This is a genomic window from Rossellomorea sp. NS-SX7, assembly GCF_052828565.1.
In genome coordinates this window covers 1,029,928-1,050,551 of the sequence record NZ_CM128249.1, presented here as the reverse complement: position 1 = coordinate 1,050,551, position 20,624 = coordinate 1,029,928, and the positions used below count along the sequence as shown (strand labels likewise).

Here is a 20,624-nt window from a genome sequence, read left to right as displayed (position 1 = left end):
AAAGTCCAGTCATTTCACCTTAAAATAGAAATACGAACATAAGTTCGATAACTGAATGAAAAGGGGTCTTTTCATATGACACGAATCCCAGAGAATGACCGAAACATTTTAGAACAGGCCATTTACCTGCCTATGGTACTGACAATATTAAATCGAGACTTACAAATTGTAGACAAAAGCCCATTTAAACTCAAGCGTCCTTATTCAGAGTTGATTGAGGAAACCATGAAAGTCATCCAGGGCGAACTGGCATATGTAAAAAAGTATATGAGGACGAATAAGATGAAAGTAGAAAGGATTCAATCAGACGATGCATTCACGATGTATATGTTTTTGTATAAGGGATACGAGGAACATCACAATTATTTTAACCCCCGGCTCAGAAACAGGGTCGAAGACTTAATGCGCCATTATCTATTTCGCCGGTTCCTTGAAACCAAATCCGCTGCGGAGAGCCCGGACCGTCCCCGCCAGGCCTGATGTGTTCCATCAGCTTTCCCAAAGTAAAAAAGCGTGATACAAGGCTTCTCACGCATTTGTTTTGTTCTTAAGATAAAATGATTTCATGGTATACTTGCTTTCCATCTCTGAAACCCGCTGGGAATAGGCGATTCGAAGGTTTGACGTACGGAGCATCTGATTTTCAAACGAACTGTATGAAATGGGAACGAGATGAGATTCCCGATTTTGAAAGGTCACTGAGGTTTGACCGTTCTCGGCAGCAGAATAACTCGTTACATGGGAATGGGAGATCCACATACACTCACTTTTCACAGGAGAAGCAGTCGGAAATAAAAACATCGACATTTGGGGGTTTAACATGATTGGGGCCTTATATGAAATACCAATCAGCTCTTTCGTCCCATCCTTTCTTCCTTGATATGAAGAACCAAAGAATTCACAGCTTTTCTTCAGGATGTCCATTGGTTTGAACGGAGAAAGAATGACATCCTCCATCTCAATGATTTCTGTAAATGTCTTAGCACCATATTCAATGGGCTTTAACATCAATGTATGAGGATTCACTTCATATTCTTCCAAAATTCGAGATTTCCCCTTCATATTTTCTCCTCCTTTTACATATTTCTCCAAAATAATACCACAAATACCACCAGGTGTCTCCATTATAATTGAAAAATTCTGAAATTATTTACACGGCACTTATTTCCATTATAAAAATTATCAGAATATTTAATTTTTTGGTTGAATTTTTGGTTCTCCTTCCATATACTAATAAAAAGAATTCAGAGGTGATCGTATTGGAAAATAAAAAGTCCTATACCGAAATGATGAAAGCTTCTGCGATGACCCGGAAACGAAACGCTGAAAGAAGCGTGATGGAGATTTACATTGATATGCTTCTATACGAAAGCATACTGAAAACCCAAAAGACGAAACTGTTAAAAGACATTGATGCGGCCCTGGATCATAAAGATGAATCGTTATTTATGAAACTTACAGAAGAATTGAAGGAAATCAATATTTGTTATGGATAATAATGAAAGGCTGGCCCTGGGAACGGGCCAGCCTTCCTTTTTGTTCCGTCCCAAAGAATGACTTCGTTCCTAATGGTGAAAGCTAATCGCAAATCACACTATATGGAGCGAACTACATGATATTCATCAAGGTACTTGTCCTTTATTTAATTACGATTGCGGCAATGCGTCTCATGGGGAAATCAACCATTGTCCAAATGACACCTTACGATCTTGTGGCCATCATCATTGTAGGGACGATTGCTTCGGAACCACTCATCAGTACAGATTTCTGGCCAACCATCACGGCGCTTGTGATACTGGTAGGGCTTCATGTTTTATTCTCATACCTCACATTGAGTCAATGGGGGAACAAATTCTTCCTGGGTGAGCCGACGCTGTTAATCAAAAATGGCGAAATCCTGGAAGATAATCTTGAAAAATCAAAGATCTCCCTTATCCAGCTGACATCCATCCTGAGAGCGAATGGCTACCCAAAAATCTCTGATGTGGATTATGCCATGCTTGAACCAATCGGAGAAGTAAGTGTCATCCCTAAAGTGGAAAACACACCGGTAACGGTTCAGCATTTAGATTTAAAGATCGATGATGAAGGACTCCCGATTTCTGTTATTGTCGATGGAAAGATTCAAAAGCGAAACTTGCACCTCCTAGGCAAAAACAGGGATTGGCTGCTTGCTCAATTATCAAATCAAGGCGTCCACCCAAAAGAAGTCATCTTTGCCTATATGACGGAAAAGAAGAAAAACCTTATCATCAGTAAAAGGGAAAAAGCCTAGTCGGATGACCAGGCTTTTTCCTTTTTTCCTTTTTCGTTATTCCTTTTCCTCTTTTTCATATTGCTCAAGCATACTCAAACGTTCCATCATCGTTGGATGCCCGTATCGGAAAATCTTCACCAATATAGGTGGATTCACCTGAGAGAGACCGACTTTCGAGAGCTTCTGGAAAGAAGTGATCGCTGCCTGCTTATCTTCGGTCATTTCAATCGCGTACCGGTCTGCACGTGTTTCCTGATAACGGGAAATCCAATTTGAAAATGGACTGACCGTAAACATCAGCATGGACGTAATCAGGAGGAATAAAGGCAATGAACTGAGACTGGATACACTCGACACCTTGACCTCATCCTTATAATTCGCAACAATTCCCCTCATCAGCTTGCTTGCCAAAAATAATCCAAAAAACGAAAGCAGTAAATAAATCGCAATTCCGATATAGATATGTTTTTCAACATAATGAGCCATTTCATGGGCCATGACAAAGAGAATTTCTTTATCTGTCAGTTGCTTCAGTGTCGTATCCCAAAGAACGATCCGGGAATTCGAGCCCACACCATTGACATACGCATTAAGGGAATTCGTCTTTTCCGACATATTGACCTCGAACACATGGTCAGCCGGGATTTCTGCTTTTTCAGCCATAGTCAGGATCTTTTCCTCAAGCGCCTTATCCTTCAGCGGATAGAAATCATTATACAAAGGATCGATCACCACGGGCTGGATGAACATCATGAAAATCGTGAACGGCACGGACAACGCCCATGCTGCCAGCCACCATCTATTCTTGAACTTCTTCATCAGACCATACAGAACAGAGACAATAATGAACATGATCAGGTAATTCACCCAAAAATCCGTCAATTCATCCTTCATCCACATGGAAAAATTCTGTGTAGAGATATTGTACGTCCTTGAAATCTTATATGAAATGAACTGCAAAGGAAAAATGGCAATGAATGAAGCAAGAGATAACCAGAACAGGTAAACAGCCGTTTGAAGAAAGCGATTCTTGGCCGTACCTCTCGCCCACTTTTCAAAACCTCTTGATATTCCAAAAATGAGAATCAAAAAATAAAACAACCATTCATAAGGCGTCGACAGAAAGAACAAGAGATTCTTGATCTTCGAAAATTCCTCACTCAGCATGATCTCTCTTGCATTCATGAACGTAGCAGGATCTGCACTGCTCCCTTTAAAGCTGTCGGGTAACGAGGAGTCAGCCAGAAAAAACAAATACACATATAAAAATAATCCAAGCAGCAAATAACCCAATACCGCCCGGAAAGCCCACTTCCTTACCAAATTACTTCCTCCCTTCCTTCTCTCTTACTATATGTAATACCTTGTCCTTTTAAATAGAACAAGAAAAGCGGAGGCGGCTCGATTAGCCCCGACAAGCATAAGATGAATGGGCCATAAAGGCGCTCTTTGCCTTTTTGGACCATTTAGCTTATGACCTCGAGGGGCTAGCCGCCGGAGCTGGACATTAGAAAAGCGGAGGGGCTTTGGTCAGAGGCGGGTGGCATAAGACGAACCGGACATGAAGGCGTTCTTTGCCTTCTTGGCCGGTTTGGCTTATGACATATGCCTCTAAGCCCCGGAGCTGGACAATAGAAAAGCGAAGGCGGCTCTGTCAGAGGCGACAAGCATAAGACAGGGCAGCCATAAAGGCGCTCTTTGCCTTATTGGATGGCATGACTTATGTCTCGAGCCTCTAGCCGCCGGAGCTCGACACTAGAAAAGCGGAGGCGGACAACCCAAATAAAAAAGCCACGGGGAAACGTGACTTCATCCACTACATTAAGAATACCGAATAGAGAGATAAAATGGAAATGGCGCCGATGACTACCACGATCACATTCGCTCCCAGAAAAGCAATAAGGAATGCTGCAGCCGTCCCCACCACCCCAAATAAAAGATTTCCTTCCTGAATCAATAATATACTTGGAAAAATCAGTGCCCCCAATACAGCGAATGGGACATTTTTCAGGACCCCCTGCAGAAACGGGGGAAGTTCTTTCCCTTTAAAAACAAGAAAAGGAAGCATCCGAGGGATGTAAGTGACCACTGCCATCCCGATGATCATCCATATTACCATGCTATTCATCGCTTCCTCCCCCTTTCCGTTTCACCATGACAACTGCTTCGACAATGATGGCAGACACAAGCGTAGCCAGTACAATGGACCAGCCATTTGATAAGTTTGTAGTAAACAGAAGGACACTGTTTAAAGCTCCTGCCGTCACTGCAAGAAAGGCCACCTTAATGCTCTTTTTCATTGACGGGACAAGAAGGCCAACGAACATGGCATAAAGGGCGATGGTCATGCTTGCCTGCAGGAACTGGGGAAGAATTTCTCCAATAAAATATCCGATTCCTGAGTTGATCACCCAGCTCCCATACGAAATCAGGATGACTCCAAAGGCAAAGCCGGTCTTCACTTTCCCGTCCTTCACACTGATGACGGTAAACGTCTCATCCGTTATCCCGAAAGCATAGGTCAATTTTTTATACAACGCATCCTCTTCAAGCTTCTCACTCAATGAAGCAGACATTAAAAAATGACGGATATTCACGATGAACGTGGTGAGAATGATTTCAAGAATCCCTGTCCCCACTGCTATCAAGCTTAGGGATATGTACTGAGCGGCTCCTGCGAATACGAGCATACTCATCAAAATCGTTTCCGTGACAGTCAGCCCTGTGGTTCTTGCCAATAAACCAAAAGTAAGTGCTACCGGCATATAGCCAATCGCGATACTGATCCCACCCTGGAGCCCATGACGAAAATCACTTACTTTTTTTGTTGAAAGCAGTGCCTCCATCTCTTCACATCCTTTATAATAGAAGGGTATAAACTATTTTAATAATTTGATAATTTATTATATTATACATACAGACGTTATAGTATACAAGAGAGGTTTTGAGAATGGAAAATTTCCCGATACAAATTGGTGAGAACATCAGAAAGATTCGCAGGGAACGCGGAATGAGCCTTGAACAGATGGCTGAGGCCACCGGCGTGAGCAAAGCTATGATCGGACAGATTGAGCGGGGTGATTCAAATCCCACCGTCGCCATCCTGTGGAAGATTGCAAATGGCCTTAAGGTCTCCTTCTCTTCACTGATTGAAAAACCGCAGCATCAGGTATCGATCACTCACTATAAAGAAGTACAGCCTGTACTTGAAGATAACGGGAACTATATTGTTTACCCGATCTTCCCTTTCGACCCTTTTAAGAAATGGGAAAGCTACCGGGTGGAGATGAAACCCGGCTGCTCCTACAAGAATGATGGTCATCCCCCTGGTGTAGAGGAATATATCAGTGTGATTGCCGGTAAGATATCCTTAAAGATAGCAGATGAAACCTATGAATTAGACGAAGGAAGTTCAATCCGTTTTGCTGCGGATTCAGGTCATCAATATATGAATCCTTCCGAAGACAAGGCTGTATGCCAAATGATGATTTACTATGGGAATGAATAAAAAAACTCCTGCCGTTTGAACAGGCAGGAGTTTTTATCTGCAGTTAACAGAACGTATCCTTCGGTTTCGGTACTGAAAGGCCGAATAAAGGTCTGAGATATAAAGCCAGGAAGGTACCGGCTAATGCCAGTAAGCCCCAAATGTAGCCATGAAGGCTGAATGAAGCGATCCCTCCAAAATAAGCACCGATGTTGCAGCCGAATGCCAAACGTGCACCATATCCCATCAGCAGACCTCCAATGACGGATGCAGCTGCATTTTTACCAGTGATCTTATTGAATCGGAACAGTCCTCCTGCTGCTGATGCAAGGAACGCCCCGAGAATCACACCAAAGTTCAAGACAGTGGTGGAATCAGCGAAAATCGACGATTGCAGTGCTTCCGCATTCGCTCCACTCCAATAACCCCAGCTCGCTACATCCACTCCGAACATCGCTGCCGCTTTTGAACCCCAAAGCGCAAATGCTGAAGTGATCCCCCAAGGATTTCCTCTCGTCATGAGTGTCAGTGCATTCAACACAGCAAGAATAATCGCTGCTGCAAAAAGCGGCCAAGATCCTCGAAGGATTCGTTTCCACCCTTTCGTCGTTGGAAGAGCCGCCATTCTCGGCGGATTCTTCTTCTTTTCGATCCTTAAGGTAATCCAGGCAATGAAGCCAAACAGCAAGATGGAGACGGCCCATGCGCCGAAATACCCCAGCGGTGTCGAAGTCGCAAGTGAAATCGGTTCAAACGATGGCAATTCCTCTGTCCAGAACGGAAGATGTGCCGCCCCTACCGTCGCTCCAACAATAAAAAATAGCAGGGTAATGAACATCACGGAACGCCCTCCGCCGATGGCATAGAGAGTACCTGACGCGCAACCGCCGCCAAGCTGCATACCAATCCCGAACATGAATGCACCGACAACCAGACTCACACCGACCGGTGATACATATCCGGCAGCTTCACCGCCAAAGAATGTGTAACCTGTAGCGAGAATCGGCGCAAACAGCGTAACCGCCACAGCAAGCATCAGCATATGAGATCTGAGCGCCTGCCCATTCCCAACTGACACCACTCTCCGGAATGCGGAAGTAAAGCCGAATCTTGCGTGAAACAGAGTATATCCCAATAGCAGTCCAAGAATAAGCAGAACCGTTTGACCTATTTCCTGGGTAAATAACAGGTAAATGGCAAGAATAGCTGCCACCACTGTCCCCCCAGCCACTAAAGAAATCTGGGGAGGGTTCAACTCAGTACTCCCTTTCTTGGGTCCTTTTGTTTCATCTATAGGTTGAACATAGCTTCCCATGTTATATCCTCCTTAATCTTATTGATTTAGTTGGAATTTATTTAAATATAGTAATAGATTTGGAGTGTGATGTCAAAAGGGCTGTTTGGGTTGATGGTGATTGGTTAGTGGAATTCTTTATGGTAGGTGGTTGCTTTGGTGGTGCCGGTGGTTTTTAGGTTGAGGGAGTTTAATATTTTTTCTGCAGTTTTTCGGGATTCTAAATCAAGAAATTTCCTCAGTTCTTTGTTTGTAATGAAAGGCTTTATCAATAAGAAATAATCATTAATTTTTTGTTGATGTGCTCTTTTTGAGGAAAACTTGCAGCTACTACAGTACCAAGTTCCGTAGACACGTTCCATTTTTTTAGAACAAATCTCACAGAATACACCTCTTTGTATCTCATCCTCATTGATCCCATACGTATTCAATATGCTCGTAAAATTGGTGTCATGCTTATTAAGAAGTACTTTCTTAATCTTTCTGAGCTCTTTTTTAGTGACTTTCTCCTCGGTGTAAATACTATTCAATTTACTGATTTCCCTAATTAGGTTTTGGGCGTGGATGATTTTATCGTATGGGGGCTGGAGGGTCTGGCGATTGGCCATTTTAAGAATTGTATTGGGATTACTTATCACCACGAGGTATTCAATCGGAGGGATAATCAGATTATGATCATAAAAAAACCTTTGGAGGAACAGCTTCTGACGTTGTGCCTGCATTATAGGGTCTAGAAAACCTGTTTCTATTCCATTGAAACTCTTAGTCAGTTGATTAAATTCGGAATCGATTGTGAGGGTACCGGATATGTTTTTTATTTCAAGGATTAAAGTATAGTAAGGCGTAAATAGTAGCGAATCGATTTGAAAGTGGTGAGGGGTTAGTGGAAGTTTTAAATCATTGAATATCATATATTTTTTATCAGTTAAAAAACTTAATTGGTAGTCCACCGCTTTTTCTCCATTAAAACCTGCCTTTCTTTTCTTGAGATCTTGTTCAATGAGTGGAATCTTCGGATGGTTGTTATCCAACCCCCTCAACAAGGCTTCATTTTGGTCAATTTTTACCGGCTTCAATCTGTCTTTTGCAAACAATTGATCACTCCTTCATCATTTATCTATAAAATCTTCTCTTTAAATATAGAAAATCCTGCTCACTGATTGGAATATAAATATATTAATATTATTTGCGCCACTTTCCCGATAATTGCGCAGGTTTATGGATAATTGCGCCGCTTTATCATTTATTGAGCTACATTAAAAATAATTGCGCCACAATCCTGATAATTGCGCAACTAGTCGAATTTTCTTTATCTCATCCCACACCCCATTAACAAAATCTCAATTTGTCAAAACCCTTTTTCAAAAAAACCTCATCCCCCCCCCAATCCTCAATCATCCACCAACTCCCCCATCCACTACTATCCAGCCAAAACAGACAAATCTACCAATAACCTGCCCCCAGAACATGAAGGATGAACCTTCACACTCATACCAAGCCCTAATCCATCTCGAACACTCGAACCCTCCCCCCTATCCAATCCTAAAATAAAAAACCCGCCCCAAAAAACAGGCGAGCTTCCATATAAGATTATTTCCCCTTAAACTCCGGCTTTCTCTTCTCACTGAATGCGAGTAACGCTTCCACGCGGTCCTCTGTCGGTATCGTGATTTCGTATGCTTTTCTTTCGATTTGCAAACCGGTTTGAAGATCTACATTCATTCCGTTCTTCACGGCGAACTTAGCCTGCTGCAGGGCGATTGGACCGTTTGAGAGCATTGGTTCGACGAATGCACCAACTTCTTCGAGGAAGTGATCCTTGCTTACCACCTTTGTTACCAGGCCGATTTGATGAGCTTCCTCTGAAGTCAGCCTCTTGGCAGTAAGGATGAGTTCAAGCGCCTTCGATTCCCCGATCAATCTCGGCAGGCGCTGTGTCCCTCCCGCTCCAGGGATGATGGCAAGGCTTGTTTCAGTAAGTCCCATTGATGTGCCGGCTGCAGCCAGTCTGAAATCACAAGCGAGGGCAAGCTCCATTCCCCCGCCGAATGCGTAACCGTTCATTGCTGCAATCGTCGGCTGAGGAAGGGTGGCAACGGATTGAAAGACTTCTCCTATTTTATATACATTTCTAAGCACTTGCGCTTCGGTTAACGTTTTACGCTCCTTTAAATCAGCCCCCACGCTGAATGCTTTGTCACCGCTTCCTGTAAAAATCACAACTCGTACATCAGGATTGATGCGCAGTGAGTCCACTACCTGCTGTAATTCATTTAACGTATCATAATTAAAGGCATTCATCGCCTCTGGACGGTTGATCGTTACAATGGCAGTATGCCCCTTTTGTTCCAATAAGATAGATTCCAAGATGGTTCTCCCCTTTGTTTGTATAGTAGTTTCTCAGTATGTATCATTCGACAAAAAAAGAGAAAACCCTTTCATAAATGTTGGATGTGTGAGCAAAATAGCTAATCATATCAGTGGCAATGCTTTTAAAATAGGCACAACAGATACATGCCTACTCCATAAACTGACAATGATACTTATCTAATAAGGAGCTGCATTTAGTATGTACTATGGTTTTAACCATAACTATCATCCTCAGCATAATCAATATTCCCATGGAGGGACAGATTGGAATACTCATACTTTTAGAGAGGCTAAAAGTCTTCCAGATCAGTGGGTTGAGTACATCCAGCCTCTAGTGGACCGTGCTCTTACAGAGGTAGAAGAAGGAATTAACCTGACTCATCTATTTCAGGAATTTATTTTATCAGGAGTATTAGTAGGGCAGGGCTTTACCCCGGAACAAGCCATTGAACAGGTAGAAAAGTGGGAGAAAGGTGAATCAAAGCTTCTCCAGCAAAGTAAAGCAATGAAATAGCAGGAATAAAAAAGCTGCTCAGTTTACACTGAACAGCTTTTTATCAGTTTTTTTTTACAAACATTGATGATGCACTATACACAGGCAACTACCGTTACATGGGCATGTCCTTATCTCATTAAAGATTGTGTTCTAAAAGGGCACATCCCAACACTTCTGCACTTTGTACGAAAAGGAACAATCCTTTAGGAACAGTTTATTATTAAGATTGAAGCACTTGCTCTTTCAACGCTCTTCTCAATATCTTCCCAGTTGTATTTTTTGGTAGTTCGTCGAGGAATTCAATATGAGAAGGAAGCTTATACTTTGCCAAATGTTCTTTGCAATATTCCTTTACTGCGTCTTCCGTGAGTGATGGGTCATTTTTGACTACATAACAGCTTACTGCTTCTCCCATTTCAGGGTCAGGTACACCGATGACTGCAGCTTCCACAATTTGAGGATGATTATAGAGAACCTCTTCCACTTCACGCGGATAGACGTTGTAGCCGCCGACGATGATCAATTCTTTTTTGCGGTCTACGATATAGAAGTAGCCTTCTTCGTCCATCCGGGCCAGGTCCCCGGTATACAGCCAGCCGTCACGGATGGCTGCCGCTGTTTCCTCTTCCATTTTATAATAGCCTTTCATGACATTCGGACCCCTTACGATCAGTTCTCCCACCTGTCCGACAGGAACTTCATCTCCGAGTTCATCGACTACTTTATTTTCAATGTTCATGATGGAGGTTCCGATTGAACCAGGTTTTCTGGGACGGTCCAGTGGATTGAAGCATGTGACAGGAGATGCTTCTGATAATCCGTACCCTTCCGAAATCATAACATTGAATTTCTTTTCGAAGTTTTTAAGTAAGGCAACCGGTAAAGAGGCACCACCGGATATGCATAGTCGCAGCGAAGATAAATCTTCCGGATTGCCTTCAGGATATTGATAAAGAAAGTTGTACATCGTCGGAACACCGGCAAACACAGTCGGCTGATACTCTTTCGAAAGGGCAAAAATATCACTTGGACTGAAGCGCGGGACAATCAATAATGTCGCCCCGGTCATCAATGGTGCATTCAAGACGACGGTCAGACAGAAAACGTGGAACATCGGAAGAGCGGTGATGACTCTGTCTTCTTCATTCATCTTCAGGTAGCTTCCGACATCCATAGCATTTGAATAAATATTCTTATGTGTCAGCATCGCTCCTTTAGGCTTTCCGGTTGTGCCGGAAGTGTATAGGATGATGGCGACTTCCTCTTCATCGATTTGGGGTCCTTTAAAGCCCATCTCTCCATTTGTCAGGACCTCTGTAAACGATTTCAATTTTGGATTTACCGAAGAAAGTTTTTCTAGATCAATCCCTTTTGCCCGTTCATCACCAGATTCACAAAGAATGAAGTTCTGCACATCAAGCAAAAGATGCTGCATCTTCTCAATCAATGGGAGAAGCAGATCTAATGTAACGACGGCTTTAACATCCCCGTTCTTAAGGATATAGCCGATTTCGTCAGGTGTATAAATCGGATTAACGGGAATGACCTTTAGTCCGAGGCGAAGCGCCCCATACAACCCTATGACAAAATGTGGTGAGTTCCCAAGCACAAGTGCGATATGATCCCCTTTTTTCAACCCCAGCTGCTCCATGCCGCTTGCAAATTTGGACACAGCAGCATTTAATTCTCCGTATGTACTCGAGTGAGCCAGGAAATGATAAGCTGTCTTATCCGAATTTTCCAGAGCAATTTGTTCCAATCGTGATGAAATATTCATTGAAATCCCTCCCCTTTGTAAAATGAATGAATGGTCATTCATCTAATTATTAAAAGTATTCAAAATATATTTTATATAAAGAATACTATTAATACAAGTCCCCCGCTTCATAAAAAAGTTGATGGAAAATAGGAAAAGACTGCCCTTACCAGGACAGTCTTCCTCTGCATCATGATTAGTTCGATCCGGCAAAAATGGCGTTTGACACCAGTCGGAACAGGTAATCTGTATGATCGCGGAACGTTGGTTCCAAGCCGATGAACAGGACATTCCCGTCTTTCACCATGACCGGTTTGCCCTGAGCCTGCTCTCTGCCTTTCCAATGACCTGCCATGAAGAAATCTTCACTATCTTTATAGCTTGATAACACTTCTTTGTTTTCAGTATTTGAGTACCAGGTCGGCTGGTAGACAAACCCTAGATCCCCGGCATTATACCCGGCTGTATAAGTTGAATCCCCGTGTGTCAGCTGAACGATTCCATTGCTGTTTGAGCCGCCCGTTTTTACTTCTACATCACTGAGGCCAAGTTTAGTAGATGCTTGGGAAGCGCCTGCCCCGATGGCCAGATAGTTTCCACCTCGAGCAACAAAGCTTTCCACGTTTGCTTTAAACTCTTCATATTGAGCTTCGTCCTGTAAACCAAACTCCTTATTGGCAGTACTGTTTTCATAAGAAATCAAGTTTGACTTTCCATTATAAATGAAGACATCACTATCTCCCAATCCTTCTTCTGCTACCTGCACAGGAGTCTTTTCAACAACTTGGAATCCCATACGCTTAAGTGCCAGTTTGGTCCCGGAATGTGATTGAGCTTTATTGATTCCGCCATCTTTAAGGATTGTAACAGTCTGGGCGGTCATTTCTTTTGCATCCTCCGGGATGGCTTCGGTGGAGATTATGACAGCTGAATCTTTTACGAGCCCCTGAAGCTCTGATTTAGCTGAACTGTCAGCATATAATGTACCATCGCTGCCTCTGTATAAAGTGTGGCCATCATTTAATAACTGATTTGCCAGCGATACAGATTCCACTGAAGAATTTGGAATGGCGAATGGTCCGTCACCAATCACTTCACCTTTCGAATCAAGTACACGCACTTCATTGGACTTCACATTCAGTTGATCTTCACTGCTGACCTCAACTGCTTCGAATCCCCATAATTCCGGAAGGTTCCATGCGGAAATGTCATACATGCTCGGCGTATCTTCTGTGATATCTTCACCATCCCAAAGCATGGTGTTGGCAAGTCCTGCTTTCGCCTGATCCATCCGGACGATGTACGTTCCTTTCGGATAGTTCACACCCTCATACGTAAACTCTTTCTTTACTTCTTCCACGGTAATATCATTTTCTTGAAGGTGCTCTACAGCTTTTTGAGTGGCCGTTTGATCTTGTACGTCACTAGGTAAAATATACGCTGACGGGAAATGACCTTCTTTGTGGAAGGGATGATCAAATTGGACGCCGCGCTTGAACACTTCAATTTGATCTTTTACCATTTCCGTTTTATTTTCACTTGCAAAGTTCAACGCTCCCATTACAGCATCATACGTCCACTTGACTCCATCCCAATCATTTGTCGGTGCTTCAAGCGTAAATCCGTATGCCCCATGATACATAGCATACATCGGAGTGAAGATTGGCGGATAATCGTCCCATCCTGCCGAATCATCACGCTGCGGGATGTATGTACCCTCCATATTCTGATAATCTACTTTTGATGTCTCTGTATTGGTATTATCATAGTCAGCCTTATTTCCTACTATGCTTGCTTCCATTGCTTCCGCCTGACTCATGGCCCATTTTGAATACAGATCATATTCATAGTTTGGATTATGGGGAGGGGTGCACGGCTCAATTAAACCAGGTTTTGAAGGTCCGCCGTACCCCTTCACATATCCATGAAGATCAAGGAACACCATCGGATTCCATTCCGTGATCAAATCCACCATATGTTCCGTTTCAGGCTGGGACTGAGTGATGAAGTCACGATTGAGATCGATCCCATTCCCGTTGAAGCGGGTTGCACCGATACGCCCATCCGGATTGGCTGTCACGTTGAAAATGAGAATATGGTCTTCAAGAATCGTTTTTGTCTCCTCGTCATTGTCGGTTGCAAATCGTTCAATTAACTGAAGAACTGCGTCAGTGCCTACAAACTCGGTCCCGTGGATGGAACCGTTTATCATGACCGGTACTTTTAGATCGGGGTGCTTATCGATGAAATCCTGAGCTTTTTCAGGTGATTGGATCATTTTTTTCCGCAGACCTTTATAAAATCCGAATTTTCCTTTTGCAGAAGGATCGGACACTGTCACGACATACATATCCTGCCCAAGAGCAGACTTTGTTTCGCTCTTTTCAACGGTAATCCGGCTGCTCTCCTTGGCAAGAGCATCCAGTTTTCCTTCTATCTGTGAGTACTTCACAAAATCATAGTGCTCACTATTGAATAAGCTTTTCTCTTTTTCCTCTAGTTGGGTGTTTTGGATGACCGTTTGGGGAGATTCGGCCATTACGTTGAAAGGGGTCGAAGCCAGCAGCGTAAAACTAGCAATTCCTGCAATAAACTTGTTTTTCATGTATGTACCTCCAAATTATGTAATACTATAATGATAGAATAATAATTCAACTTGGTACATAAATATTTAGTTCTATATTTTTAGTGGTAGAATCCTACCAAATCCATTAAAAACTTCAATATGTGTTCACCCCTGAACTCTTAGAAATTAAGATTTCATTCACGGAGTAATCTACTCTGTGAAAATAAAAAAAGTGCTGCCCAAAACGGGAGCACTTTTCAACATCTTCCTGTATTAATACACCAAATCAACAAATTCTTCTTTTGTTATATTTCCAAAATAGTGTTGGATATCCACACCTTCCAAAGCTTGTGCGATCTCCTTCCGTTCATATCGTGTGCCAGTCAACTTATCTTCAACTTCATCAACGTTGCCGACTCCAAAAAAGTCTCCGTATATTTTACAATTTTCTATGGAGCCCTTATTCACTTCCAAGCGAACATCAATCTGGCCAACCGGGAAACGGTGTGAATGCTGCAGATTGAATTTCGGGGATTTTCCATAGTTCCATTCCCAATTCTGATAACGTTCTTTGGAAAGTTCATGGATGTTTTTCCAATCTTCTTCTGTCAGCACATATTCTTCTACATCGCTTCCATCAAAAATATAATCAAGAAGCGTGGAACGAAACTCTTCAATGGTCATTTTTTCAGGAAGGAACTCAGAGATATTTGCGACCCGGCTGCGGATGGATTTGATTCCCTTTGATTCAATTTTATCCTTTTTCACTTTAAGGGCAGATACAACGTTTTCCATTTCTGAATCAAACAATAACGTTCCGTGACTGAACATACGCCCCTTTGTAGAAAACTGGGCATTTCCTGATATTTTTCTTCCTTCTGCCAGCAAATCATTCCGTCCGCTCAGTTCAGCATTGACACCAAGCTTGTTTAAGGCTTGCACAACGGGTTCCGTGAATTTTTGGAAGTTATGAAAGCTTTCACCGTCATCTTTCGTGATGAAACTGAAGTTAAGGTTACCGAGGTCGTGGTATACGGCACCTCCGCCTGAAAGACGCCTCACTACGTGAAGCCCTTCTTTTTCCACATATTCTGTATTGATTTCTTCGATCGTATTTTGATTTTTACCGATGATGATTGAAGGTTCATTGATATAGAACAATAAGTAGCTTTCGTTGATGTCAAGATTCTTCAATGCATACTCTTCAATTGCCAGGTTGATTCTTGGATCTGTGATCCCTTTATTATCGATAAATAACATTGTAATCCTCCTAAATGACGATTTCCATACCCTGTTTGGCGAGCTGTACCTCACCTTTGTAGATTGTTTTCGATTCTGAGACTAATTGTTCAAGGTCACCAAAATGAGGAAGATGGGTCAGAATCAGCTTCTTCGCCCCAGATTCATGAGCAAGCCTTCCTGCATCCAGGCTTGTCATGTGACCTGCACCCGAAGCATCCATCCCGCCATAGAAATTACACTCACAAAGCAGCAGATCTGCATCCTGTCCAAACGTCACAAAGGAATGTTTGAAGGCTGAGTCCGCTGTGTAGAAAATGGATTTTCCATCCGCTTCAATTCGCATACCGTAACATGGGACCGGATGTTTGGTCTTCACAAATGTGACGGAGAATGGTCCGATCGTTAATTTGGAATTCTCATTGTACTCGTGAGCTTCCATGAATTGTTTATATGTAAGTGACCTGAAACCATGAGCATCTTCATTATGGCCATAAGCCGGCAACGTGCCTTTTGATTTTCCTAGAAAGTACTGTATTAATAAAGCATGCTGCAGTACGCCGATGTCAGCGATGTGATCCGGATGATAATGGGAAATTAGTACGGCATCCAATTCAGTTGGATCAATATATTTTTGCAAATGAGAGAGTACCCCGCTCCCGCAATCCACTAATAATGTAAAGCCATCGTGTTCGAGCAAATACCCTGTGCTGGCTTCGCCTGCCTTCGGATAGCCACCCCAATGACCGATGATGGTCAGTTTCATATTGAACCTCCCCGGCGAAATTTGTCATACAACCCTACTATACTGCATTCTGCCTATTTTTTCATTTTTTCCGCCCAATTTGAAATAAATCATTGACGGGATTCATACTGTTATAATACAATAAAATAAATTAACACACCAGTTATATAACACAAACAAATGACGGGTGAATAAAAATTACGGAGGGTGATGAACATGGTAAAAAATATTATGGAATTCTTTCGAAATTTGCCGCCTAAGTCTTGTGCACAATGTGGGGAAGTAATTGAAGAGCAGCATGAATGCTACGGTATTTACTGCGAGAAATGTACAACCGATTACGAATACTAGGAATCAAAGGTTGCTAGTTGCTAAAGGAAACGGATGTATCCATCCGAAGAGTGAAACCTGTCAGAAATGACGTTCTTTGACTTCTCAAGGGGACTGGCCGACGGAACTGGATAATAAAAAGGATGCTCTTTTAATTAAGAGCATCCTTTTTACTGTTAATTGACTTCTACTGTCTGCATGGTGTGTTCGTGAATTTCTTCCCCTTTGGTCACATGGACCTGAACGTTATACTTCCCCTTCTCAGGGAAGGCATAAGAACCATTATAAATACCTGCTTCATCAGCGGCAAGGTCCACCCATTCATGCTTTTCCTGGCCTTCTTTAAAGATTTCCAGACGCACTTCCGCATCTTCCAAAGCATTCCCTTCGTCTTCCACCTGCACGTTCCATTCAGCCTCTTCATTCGCTTTGATTGGGTCAGGCTTCATCAGATGAATAGTAACTGTATTCTCGTGGTGGCCATGGTGATCATCGCCCCCCTCACCTCCATGTCCTTCTTCATGAACTTCACCAATCGCTATTTCAGTTTTCGGCATGGTATGCATATCACGGGCCGTCACATGGACCTGAACCGTATACATTCCGTCTTCATCAAATGTTTTTTCGGCTTCATATATACCGCTCTTGTCATGCTTGGCCTCAATCATTTCACTTTCTTCTTTATGACCATTCTTCCATACTTCATATTTCACTTCATCTGCATCTTCCACATTTTCATCACCTTGAGTGACTTTTACGGAAAGTGAAACGGCTTTTCCTTTGTCACCTTTTTCAGGTACATCAAGTTCTGCCGCAAGCGGTTCCATCTTGTTCTCTTCCGTTGAGGAGTCATTAGCATTCGAGTTTCCGCATGCAGAAATAAATATAGCCAGAACACCCATCAATAAAAATAACAGTGTCTTCTTCATCATCATTCTCCTTTGATAAGCAATCTTATTCTCATTAACCATTTTGAACTTTCCATCACATAGTATACACCTTGATTTTCAAAAATGGTTTGTCCATTTGATGAACCTAAAAAGGAGATGCCTGGGCATCTCCTTTTGCAAATTAAGCATCGACTGTTTTTGAATATTGTTTCTTGAATAATCCCATAAAGAAAATTGACGTCAAGACGATAAAGACAAGGAAGTATCCGAGCAGAATGAATAGATTCTGCCACATGAAACCAAAGTCGCCGCTTGAGATGACAGCTTTGAAAGCTGATACAGAGTAAGTCATCGGCAGCAATGCACTGATTGGCTGCAGGGCACTTGGAATCAATTCTAACGGGAATGTCCCTGCACTTGTCGTCAATTGCAGGATCAAGATGATGATTGCAACGAATCGTCCAGGATCACCCAGGATTGTCACAAGCATTTGAATTAATGCAAGGAACGTAAGGCTGGTGATGATGGTAGAAAGCAGGAACAATGGTACACTTTCTACTTCCAGACCTAACCCAAACAATAAGATGGCGGCAGCAATCAGTGATTGTATGATTCCCACTGTCGTCAGCACTGTGAATTTACCCATGAACCAGCTCATTCCGCTGGATGGACGGTCTGCCGGCTCTTTCAATGGATAGACAATTGAAATCAATAATGCCCCGACAAACAGCCCCAGTGAAAGGAAGTATGGAGCAAAACCGGTTCCATAGTTCGGCACATGATTGATTTTTTCATTTTTCACATCGACTGGAGCAGCCATCATGTCATACGTTCCACCATTAGGCTCTACACTGTTTGCTTCTTTTGCAGCGTCTTTTAATTTGTTTTCATATTCGGTTGTTCCATCAGACAGTTTTGTCGACCCTTCCGCTAACTGAACCGAACCGTCTGCAAGCTGCTTCGATCCATCCGCCAATTGAGTCGATCCGGCATACACTCTATTAAGGCCTGAATTTAATTCATTGGCGCCTGATGCAAGACGAACGGTTCCATTGTAGACATCGCCCATCTTTTCAGTCAACAGGCCGAAGTTCTTGACAATTTCAGCCTGACCCGCCTGAAGCTGATTGGAACCCCGGTCAAGCTGAGCTGAGCCGGCAACGAGTTGGTCGACACCGCCTTGCAGTTTTTTCTGTCCTTCATTTAGCTGCCCGAGTCCGCCGGCAAGGCTTCCTGCGCCTTTTTGCAGCTCGGTAGCACCGGTGCTGAGAGAACCTGTTCCGGTTTCAAGACCGGATGCACCTTGTTTAATTTCATTTATTGCCGCCTTTAACTCTTCCTGTTTATCTTGGGGCAGGCTGCCCATGAAAGGTGCCAATTGCTCTTCAAGTTCAGCGGCTCCTGAGCCGATCGCCTTGGCTCCGGCCTGGGCACGATCCGCTCCTGTTTGGAGTTCTCCAATTTTTTCTGCCAATGTTTGAGAACCGGCATATAATTTGGCTGTGTTGTCGACTGCACTTTCAAGCCCGGCATCGACTTCTTCAAGGCCTGCCTTGCTCTTGTCGATACCACCGGCAAGTGTATCGATCCCGGTTTGTACATCCTGTGTGCCTTTGAACAATTGCTTGGTTTTATCCGTCATGACACCGACACCGTCAGATAATTCCTTTGAACCATCCGCAAGTTCGGCAGCACCCGCCTTCGTTTGTGCGACGCCGTCAGTCATTTCAACATTTTTCTCAGCCAGCACGGCTAAATTTTCTTTTAAAGTCTTTGCCCCTTTTGACAAGTCTATGGCACCATTGTTGATTTCCCCGGCCTTGTCACTAGCTGTCTGGAACCCATCCCCCATTTCCTGAATCTTATCAAACATGGTCTCCGCATATGTTTCAGAAACAGATTGTGAAAGGCTTGCCTTAATTTCTTTCATGGCTGTATCCCCGATTTGAGCTGACAAGAAGTTAAAACTTTCATTCGGAACATACTTCAGAGCCAGTTTTTGAGGCTTTTCATCAAGAAGGGTGGTTCCATTTTCGGAGAAATTCTCTGGAATTTCCACAAGCATATAGTAATCCTGCTTCTCCAGATTCTTATATCCTTCTTCTTTGTCTACAAAGTGAAAATCGAACTGATCACTTTCTTTCAACTTCTCAACAAGGTCGTCCCCGATGTGGAGATTTTCCCCATCAAACTCAGCCCCGCGGTCGCTGTTTACAACTGCCACGGGTAAATCATTCAGCTGTTCATATGGATCCCAAAACGCCCAAAGAAACATACCGCTGTATAAGACCGGGATGAATAATACAGCGAGAATCGGTATAAGCAGCTTTTTGTTGCGAAAAATCGCTTTAAATTCTGCGCCTGTAAATGAATTCTTCATATTTTCCTCCTAAATTAATCAGATTAGAACAATTGACCAATTTCCTCAAGTAGTCATATTGTCCCAAAAAATAATTGACCATTTTATTCGTTTGGTCATTTCCGGTCAAAAATGAAGGACTATCCTGCAGATAACCCTTTAATTAGATACAGTTCAAACAGATTGGAAATTTCGTCTTTGTCGAGTGGACCATGGGCCCGTTCCCAATCAAAGATCAATGAGACATATAGCTTCAACATAATAAAAGCAGTCATTTCTGGATTGCATGGCTTAATCGCCCCTGAGGCAATCGCCTTTTCAATACGGTGACTCAAAAACTCAATGACCGCTTTTTCCATCCGATCAATCACTTCTGAAACCGCAGGGGTTCCGATTTCTCTTGCTTCCTGATACAACTTGATCGTCAGCTTATGCTCTTTACGGAACTCAAGCAGGCGAAACAGTGCCCTGTGAACATTCTCCGAAAAAGATTCTTGAGGGTCAATCACAACCTCTGCTTCCTTTTTCATTTCATTGATCAATGATGTCACGATTTCATCAAACAATTCTTCCTTATTTTTAAAAAACGTATAAATTGTGCCTTTGCCTACGTTCGCGAGCTTCGCTACCTGATCCATAGTCGTAGCTTTATATCCGAATAAAGAAAATGATTTAGAAGCTGCCTCAACTATTTGTTGTTTCCGATTAACTGCCATTCCCTCACCTCTTTTGACTGTATGACCGAAAATGATTTTTAGTCATTAATACAACATTTAATTTATCATACCATTATAAAATAAACAACTATTTTATATTTTTCTTAATGTTATTCGAT

Annotated in this window: 20 protein-coding genes; 6 read left to right on the top strand and 14 right to left on the bottom strand. The window is 42.7% G+C overall.

Going from position 1 to position 20,624, the window contains the following annotated elements:
- Positions 1-75: 75 nt before the first annotated feature.
- On the top strand, positions 76-480 hold the full coding sequence (locus ACUXV2_RS05130; protein WP_446245974.1) for a hypothetical protein: 405 nt from the start codon (positions 76-78) through the stop codon (positions 478-480).
- Between the two features lie 48 nt (positions 481-528).
- Here ACUXV2_RS05130 and ACUXV2_RS05125 read toward each other — a convergent pair whose 3' ends face one another.
- Positions 529-1,062: a competence protein ComK gene (locus ACUXV2_RS05125; RefSeq protein WP_446245973.1), complete on the bottom strand. Its 534-nt coding sequence runs from the start codon at positions 1,060-1,062 to the stop codon at positions 529-531.
- A 197-nt stretch (positions 1,063-1,259) separates the two neighbouring features.
- Between ACUXV2_RS05125 and ACUXV2_RS05120 the strand changes: the two genes are divergently transcribed.
- Positions 1,260-1,496 carry an IDEAL domain-containing protein gene (locus ACUXV2_RS05120; RefSeq protein ID WP_446245972.1) on the top strand — a complete coding sequence of 79 codons (237 nt, stop codon included), beginning with the start codon at positions 1,260-1,262 and terminating at the stop codon, positions 1,494-1,496.
- Positions 1,497-1,612: 116 nt separating this feature from the next.
- Positions 1,613-2,275: a DUF421 domain-containing protein gene (locus ACUXV2_RS05115; protein WP_446245971.1), complete on the top strand. Its 663-nt coding sequence runs from the start codon at positions 1,613-1,615 to the stop codon at positions 2,273-2,275.
- A gap of 36 nt (positions 2,276-2,311) precedes the next feature.
- On the opposite strand, the gene ACUXV2_RS05110 is transcribed toward ACUXV2_RS05115, so the two are convergent.
- From ACUXV2_RS05110 to ACUXV2_RS05100, 3 genes are all read right to left on the bottom strand, one after another.
- Positions 2,312-3,580: a M48 family metallopeptidase gene (locus tag ACUXV2_RS05110; protein ID WP_446245970.1), complete on the bottom strand. Its 1,269-nt coding sequence runs from the start codon at positions 3,578-3,580 to the stop codon at positions 2,312-2,314.
- A 493-nt stretch (positions 3,581-4,073) separates the two neighbouring features.
- Positions 4,074-4,385 (bottom strand): AzlD domain-containing protein, encoded by a 312-nt coding sequence (locus ACUXV2_RS05105; protein ID WP_446245969.1) that lies wholly within the window; start codon positions 4,383-4,385, stop codon positions 4,074-4,076.
- The gene (locus tag ACUXV2_RS05100; RefSeq protein WP_446245968.1) at positions 4,378-5,103 is read right to left on the bottom strand and encodes an AzlC family ABC transporter permease; all 726 of its coding nucleotides are present in this window, start codon (positions 5,101-5,103) and stop codon (positions 4,378-4,380) included. Before ACUXV2_RS05100 ends, ACUXV2_RS05105 begins: the two co-directional genes overlap by 8 nt.
- Before the next feature lie 104 nt (positions 5,104-5,207).
- Here ACUXV2_RS05100 and ACUXV2_RS05095 point away from each other — a divergent pair, with 104 nt between their 5' ends.
- Positions 5,208-5,765 (top strand): helix-turn-helix domain-containing protein, encoded by a 558-nt coding sequence (locus tag ACUXV2_RS05095; RefSeq protein WP_446245967.1) that lies wholly within the window; start codon positions 5,208-5,210, stop codon positions 5,763-5,765.
- A 43-nt stretch (positions 5,766-5,808) separates the two neighbouring features.
- Here the strand turns inward: ACUXV2_RS05095 and ACUXV2_RS05090 are convergent, their stop codons facing one another.
- The 3 genes from ACUXV2_RS05090 to ACUXV2_RS05080 all read right to left on the bottom strand — a co-directional run bounded on the left by ACUXV2_RS05090 (position 5,809) and on the right by ACUXV2_RS05080 (position 9,405).
- Complete coding sequence (locus ACUXV2_RS05090; protein WP_446245966.1) at positions 5,809-7,059, bottom strand: YeeE/YedE family protein; 1,251 nt, start codon at positions 7,057-7,059, stop codon at positions 5,809-5,811.
- 104 nt (positions 7,060-7,163) lie between these two features.
- Entirely contained in the window at positions 7,164-8,132 is a 969-nt protein-coding gene (locus ACUXV2_RS05085; RefSeq protein WP_446245965.1) for a nuclease-related domain-containing protein, read from the bottom strand.
- Between the two features lie 496 nt (positions 8,133-8,628).
- Positions 8,629-9,405: an enoyl-CoA hydratase-related protein gene (locus tag ACUXV2_RS05080; protein WP_446245964.1), complete on the bottom strand. Its 777-nt coding sequence runs from the start codon at positions 9,403-9,405 to the stop codon at positions 8,629-8,631.
- 202 nt (positions 9,406-9,607) lie between these two features.
- Between ACUXV2_RS05080 and ACUXV2_RS05075 the strand changes: the two genes are divergently transcribed.
- Positions 9,608-9,922 (top strand): hypothetical protein, encoded by a 315-nt coding sequence (locus tag ACUXV2_RS05075; protein WP_446245963.1) that lies wholly within the window; start codon positions 9,608-9,610, stop codon positions 9,920-9,922.
- A gap of 202 nt (positions 9,923-10,124) precedes the next feature.
- Here ACUXV2_RS05075 and ACUXV2_RS05070 read toward each other — a convergent pair whose 3' ends face one another.
- The 4 genes from ACUXV2_RS05070 to ACUXV2_RS05055 form a co-directional block, all read right to left on the bottom strand.
- Entirely contained in the window at positions 10,125-11,681 is a 1,557-nt protein-coding gene (locus ACUXV2_RS05070; RefSeq protein ID WP_446245962.1) for a fatty acid--CoA ligase family protein, read from the bottom strand.
- Positions 11,682-11,856: 175 nt separating this feature from the next.
- Positions 11,857-14,265 carry a M14 family zinc carboxypeptidase gene (locus ACUXV2_RS05065; protein ID WP_446245961.1) on the bottom strand — a complete coding sequence of 803 codons (2,409 nt, stop codon included), beginning with the start codon at positions 14,263-14,265 and terminating at the stop codon, positions 11,857-11,859.
- Between the two features lie 234 nt (positions 14,266-14,499).
- Positions 14,500-15,486 carry a lipoate--protein ligase gene (locus tag ACUXV2_RS05060; RefSeq protein ID WP_446245960.1) on the bottom strand — a complete coding sequence of 329 codons (987 nt, stop codon included), beginning with the start codon at positions 15,484-15,486 and terminating at the stop codon, positions 14,500-14,502.
- Between the two features lie 10 nt (positions 15,487-15,496).
- A complete protein-coding gene (locus ACUXV2_RS05055; protein WP_446245959.1) occupies positions 15,497-16,231 on the bottom strand; it encodes an MBL fold metallo-hydrolase in 735 nt (244 codons plus the stop codon).
- 195 nt (positions 16,232-16,426) lie between these two features.
- Here ACUXV2_RS05055 and yhfH point away from each other — a divergent pair, with 195 nt between their 5' ends.
- A complete protein-coding gene (yhfH, locus tag ACUXV2_RS05050; protein WP_175988265.1) occupies positions 16,427-16,561 on the top strand; it encodes a protein YhfH in 135 nt (44 codons plus the stop codon).
- A 155-nt stretch (positions 16,562-16,716) separates the two neighbouring features.
- Here yhfH and ACUXV2_RS05045 read toward each other — a convergent pair whose 3' ends face one another.
- The 3 genes from ACUXV2_RS05045 to ACUXV2_RS05035 all read right to left on the bottom strand — a co-directional run bounded on the left by ACUXV2_RS05045 (position 16,717) and on the right by ACUXV2_RS05035 (position 20,505).
- A complete protein-coding gene (locus ACUXV2_RS05045) occupies positions 16,717-17,469 on the bottom strand; it encodes a FixH family protein (RefSeq protein WP_446245958.1) in 753 nt (250 codons plus the stop codon).
- Between the two features lie 142 nt (positions 17,470-17,611).
- Positions 17,612-19,810 carry a YhgE/Pip family protein gene (locus tag ACUXV2_RS05040; RefSeq protein WP_446245957.1) on the bottom strand — a complete coding sequence of 733 codons (2,199 nt, stop codon included), beginning with the start codon at positions 19,808-19,810 and terminating at the stop codon, positions 17,612-17,614.
- Positions 19,811-19,929: 119 nt separating this feature from the next.
- Complete coding sequence (locus ACUXV2_RS05035) at positions 19,930-20,505, bottom strand: TetR/AcrR family transcriptional regulator (protein ID WP_446245956.1); 576 nt, start codon at positions 20,503-20,505, stop codon at positions 19,930-19,932.
- Positions 20,506-20,624 lie beyond the last annotated feature (119 nt).

What these genes read in the sequence shown, in the direction of transcription:
- ACUXV2_RS05090 (WP_446245966.1), bottom strand. Translation starts at nt 7,059, where the DNA reads ATGGGAAGCTATGTTCAACCTATAGATGAAACAAAAGGACCCAAGAAA.
- ACUXV2_RS05060 (WP_446245960.1), bottom strand. Translation starts at nt 15,486, where the DNA reads ATGTTATTTATCGATAATAAAGGGATCACAGATCCAAGAATCAACCTG.
- ACUXV2_RS05115 (WP_446245971.1), top strand. Translation starts at nt 1,613, where the DNA reads ATGATATTCATCAAGGTACTTGTCCTTTATTTAATTACGATTGCGGCA.
- ACUXV2_RS05070 (WP_446245962.1), bottom strand. Translation starts at nt 11,681, where the DNA reads ATGAATATTTCATCACGATTGGAACAAATTGCTCTGGAAAATTCGGAT.
- yhfH (WP_175988265.1), top strand. Translation starts at nt 16,427, where the DNA reads ATGGTAAAAAATATTATGGAATTCTTTCGAAATTTGCCGCCTAAGTCT.
- ACUXV2_RS05130 (WP_446245974.1), top strand. Translation starts at nt 76, where the DNA reads ATGACACGAATCCCAGAGAATGACCGAAACATTTTAGAACAGGCCATT.
- ACUXV2_RS05075 (WP_446245963.1), top strand. Translation starts at nt 9,608, where the DNA reads ATGTACTATGGTTTTAACCATAACTATCATCCTCAGCATAATCAATAT.
- ACUXV2_RS05125 (WP_446245973.1), bottom strand. Translation starts at nt 1,062, where the DNA reads ATGAAGGGGAAATCTCGAATTTTGGAAGAATATGAAGTGAATCCTCAT.
- ACUXV2_RS05065 (WP_446245961.1), bottom strand. Translation starts at nt 14,265, where the DNA reads ATGAAAAACAAGTTTATTGCAGGAATTGCTAGTTTTACGCTGCTGGCT.
- ACUXV2_RS05095 (WP_446245967.1), top strand. Translation starts at nt 5,208, where the DNA reads ATGGAAAATTTCCCGATACAAATTGGTGAGAACATCAGAAAGATTCGC.
- ACUXV2_RS05035 (WP_446245956.1), bottom strand. Translation starts at nt 20,505, where the DNA reads ATGGCAGTTAATCGGAAACAACAAATAGTTGAGGCAGCTTCTAAATCA.
- ACUXV2_RS05105 (WP_446245969.1), bottom strand. Translation starts at nt 4,385, where the DNA reads ATGAATAGCATGGTAATATGGATGATCATCGGGATGGCAGTGGTCACT.
- ACUXV2_RS05055 (WP_446245959.1), bottom strand. Translation starts at nt 16,231, where the DNA reads ATGAAACTGACCATCATCGGTCATTGGGGTGGCTATCCGAAGGCAGGC.
- ACUXV2_RS05040 (WP_446245957.1), bottom strand. Translation starts at nt 19,810, where the DNA reads ATGAAGAATTCATTTACAGGCGCAGAATTTAAAGCGATTTTTCGCAAC.
- ACUXV2_RS05045 (WP_446245958.1), bottom strand. Translation starts at nt 17,469, where the DNA reads ATGAAGAAGACACTGTTATTTTTATTGATGGGTGTTCTGGCTATATTT.
- ACUXV2_RS05100 (WP_446245968.1), bottom strand. Translation starts at nt 5,103, where the DNA reads ATGGAGGCACTGCTTTCAACAAAAAAAGTAAGTGATTTTCGTCATGGG.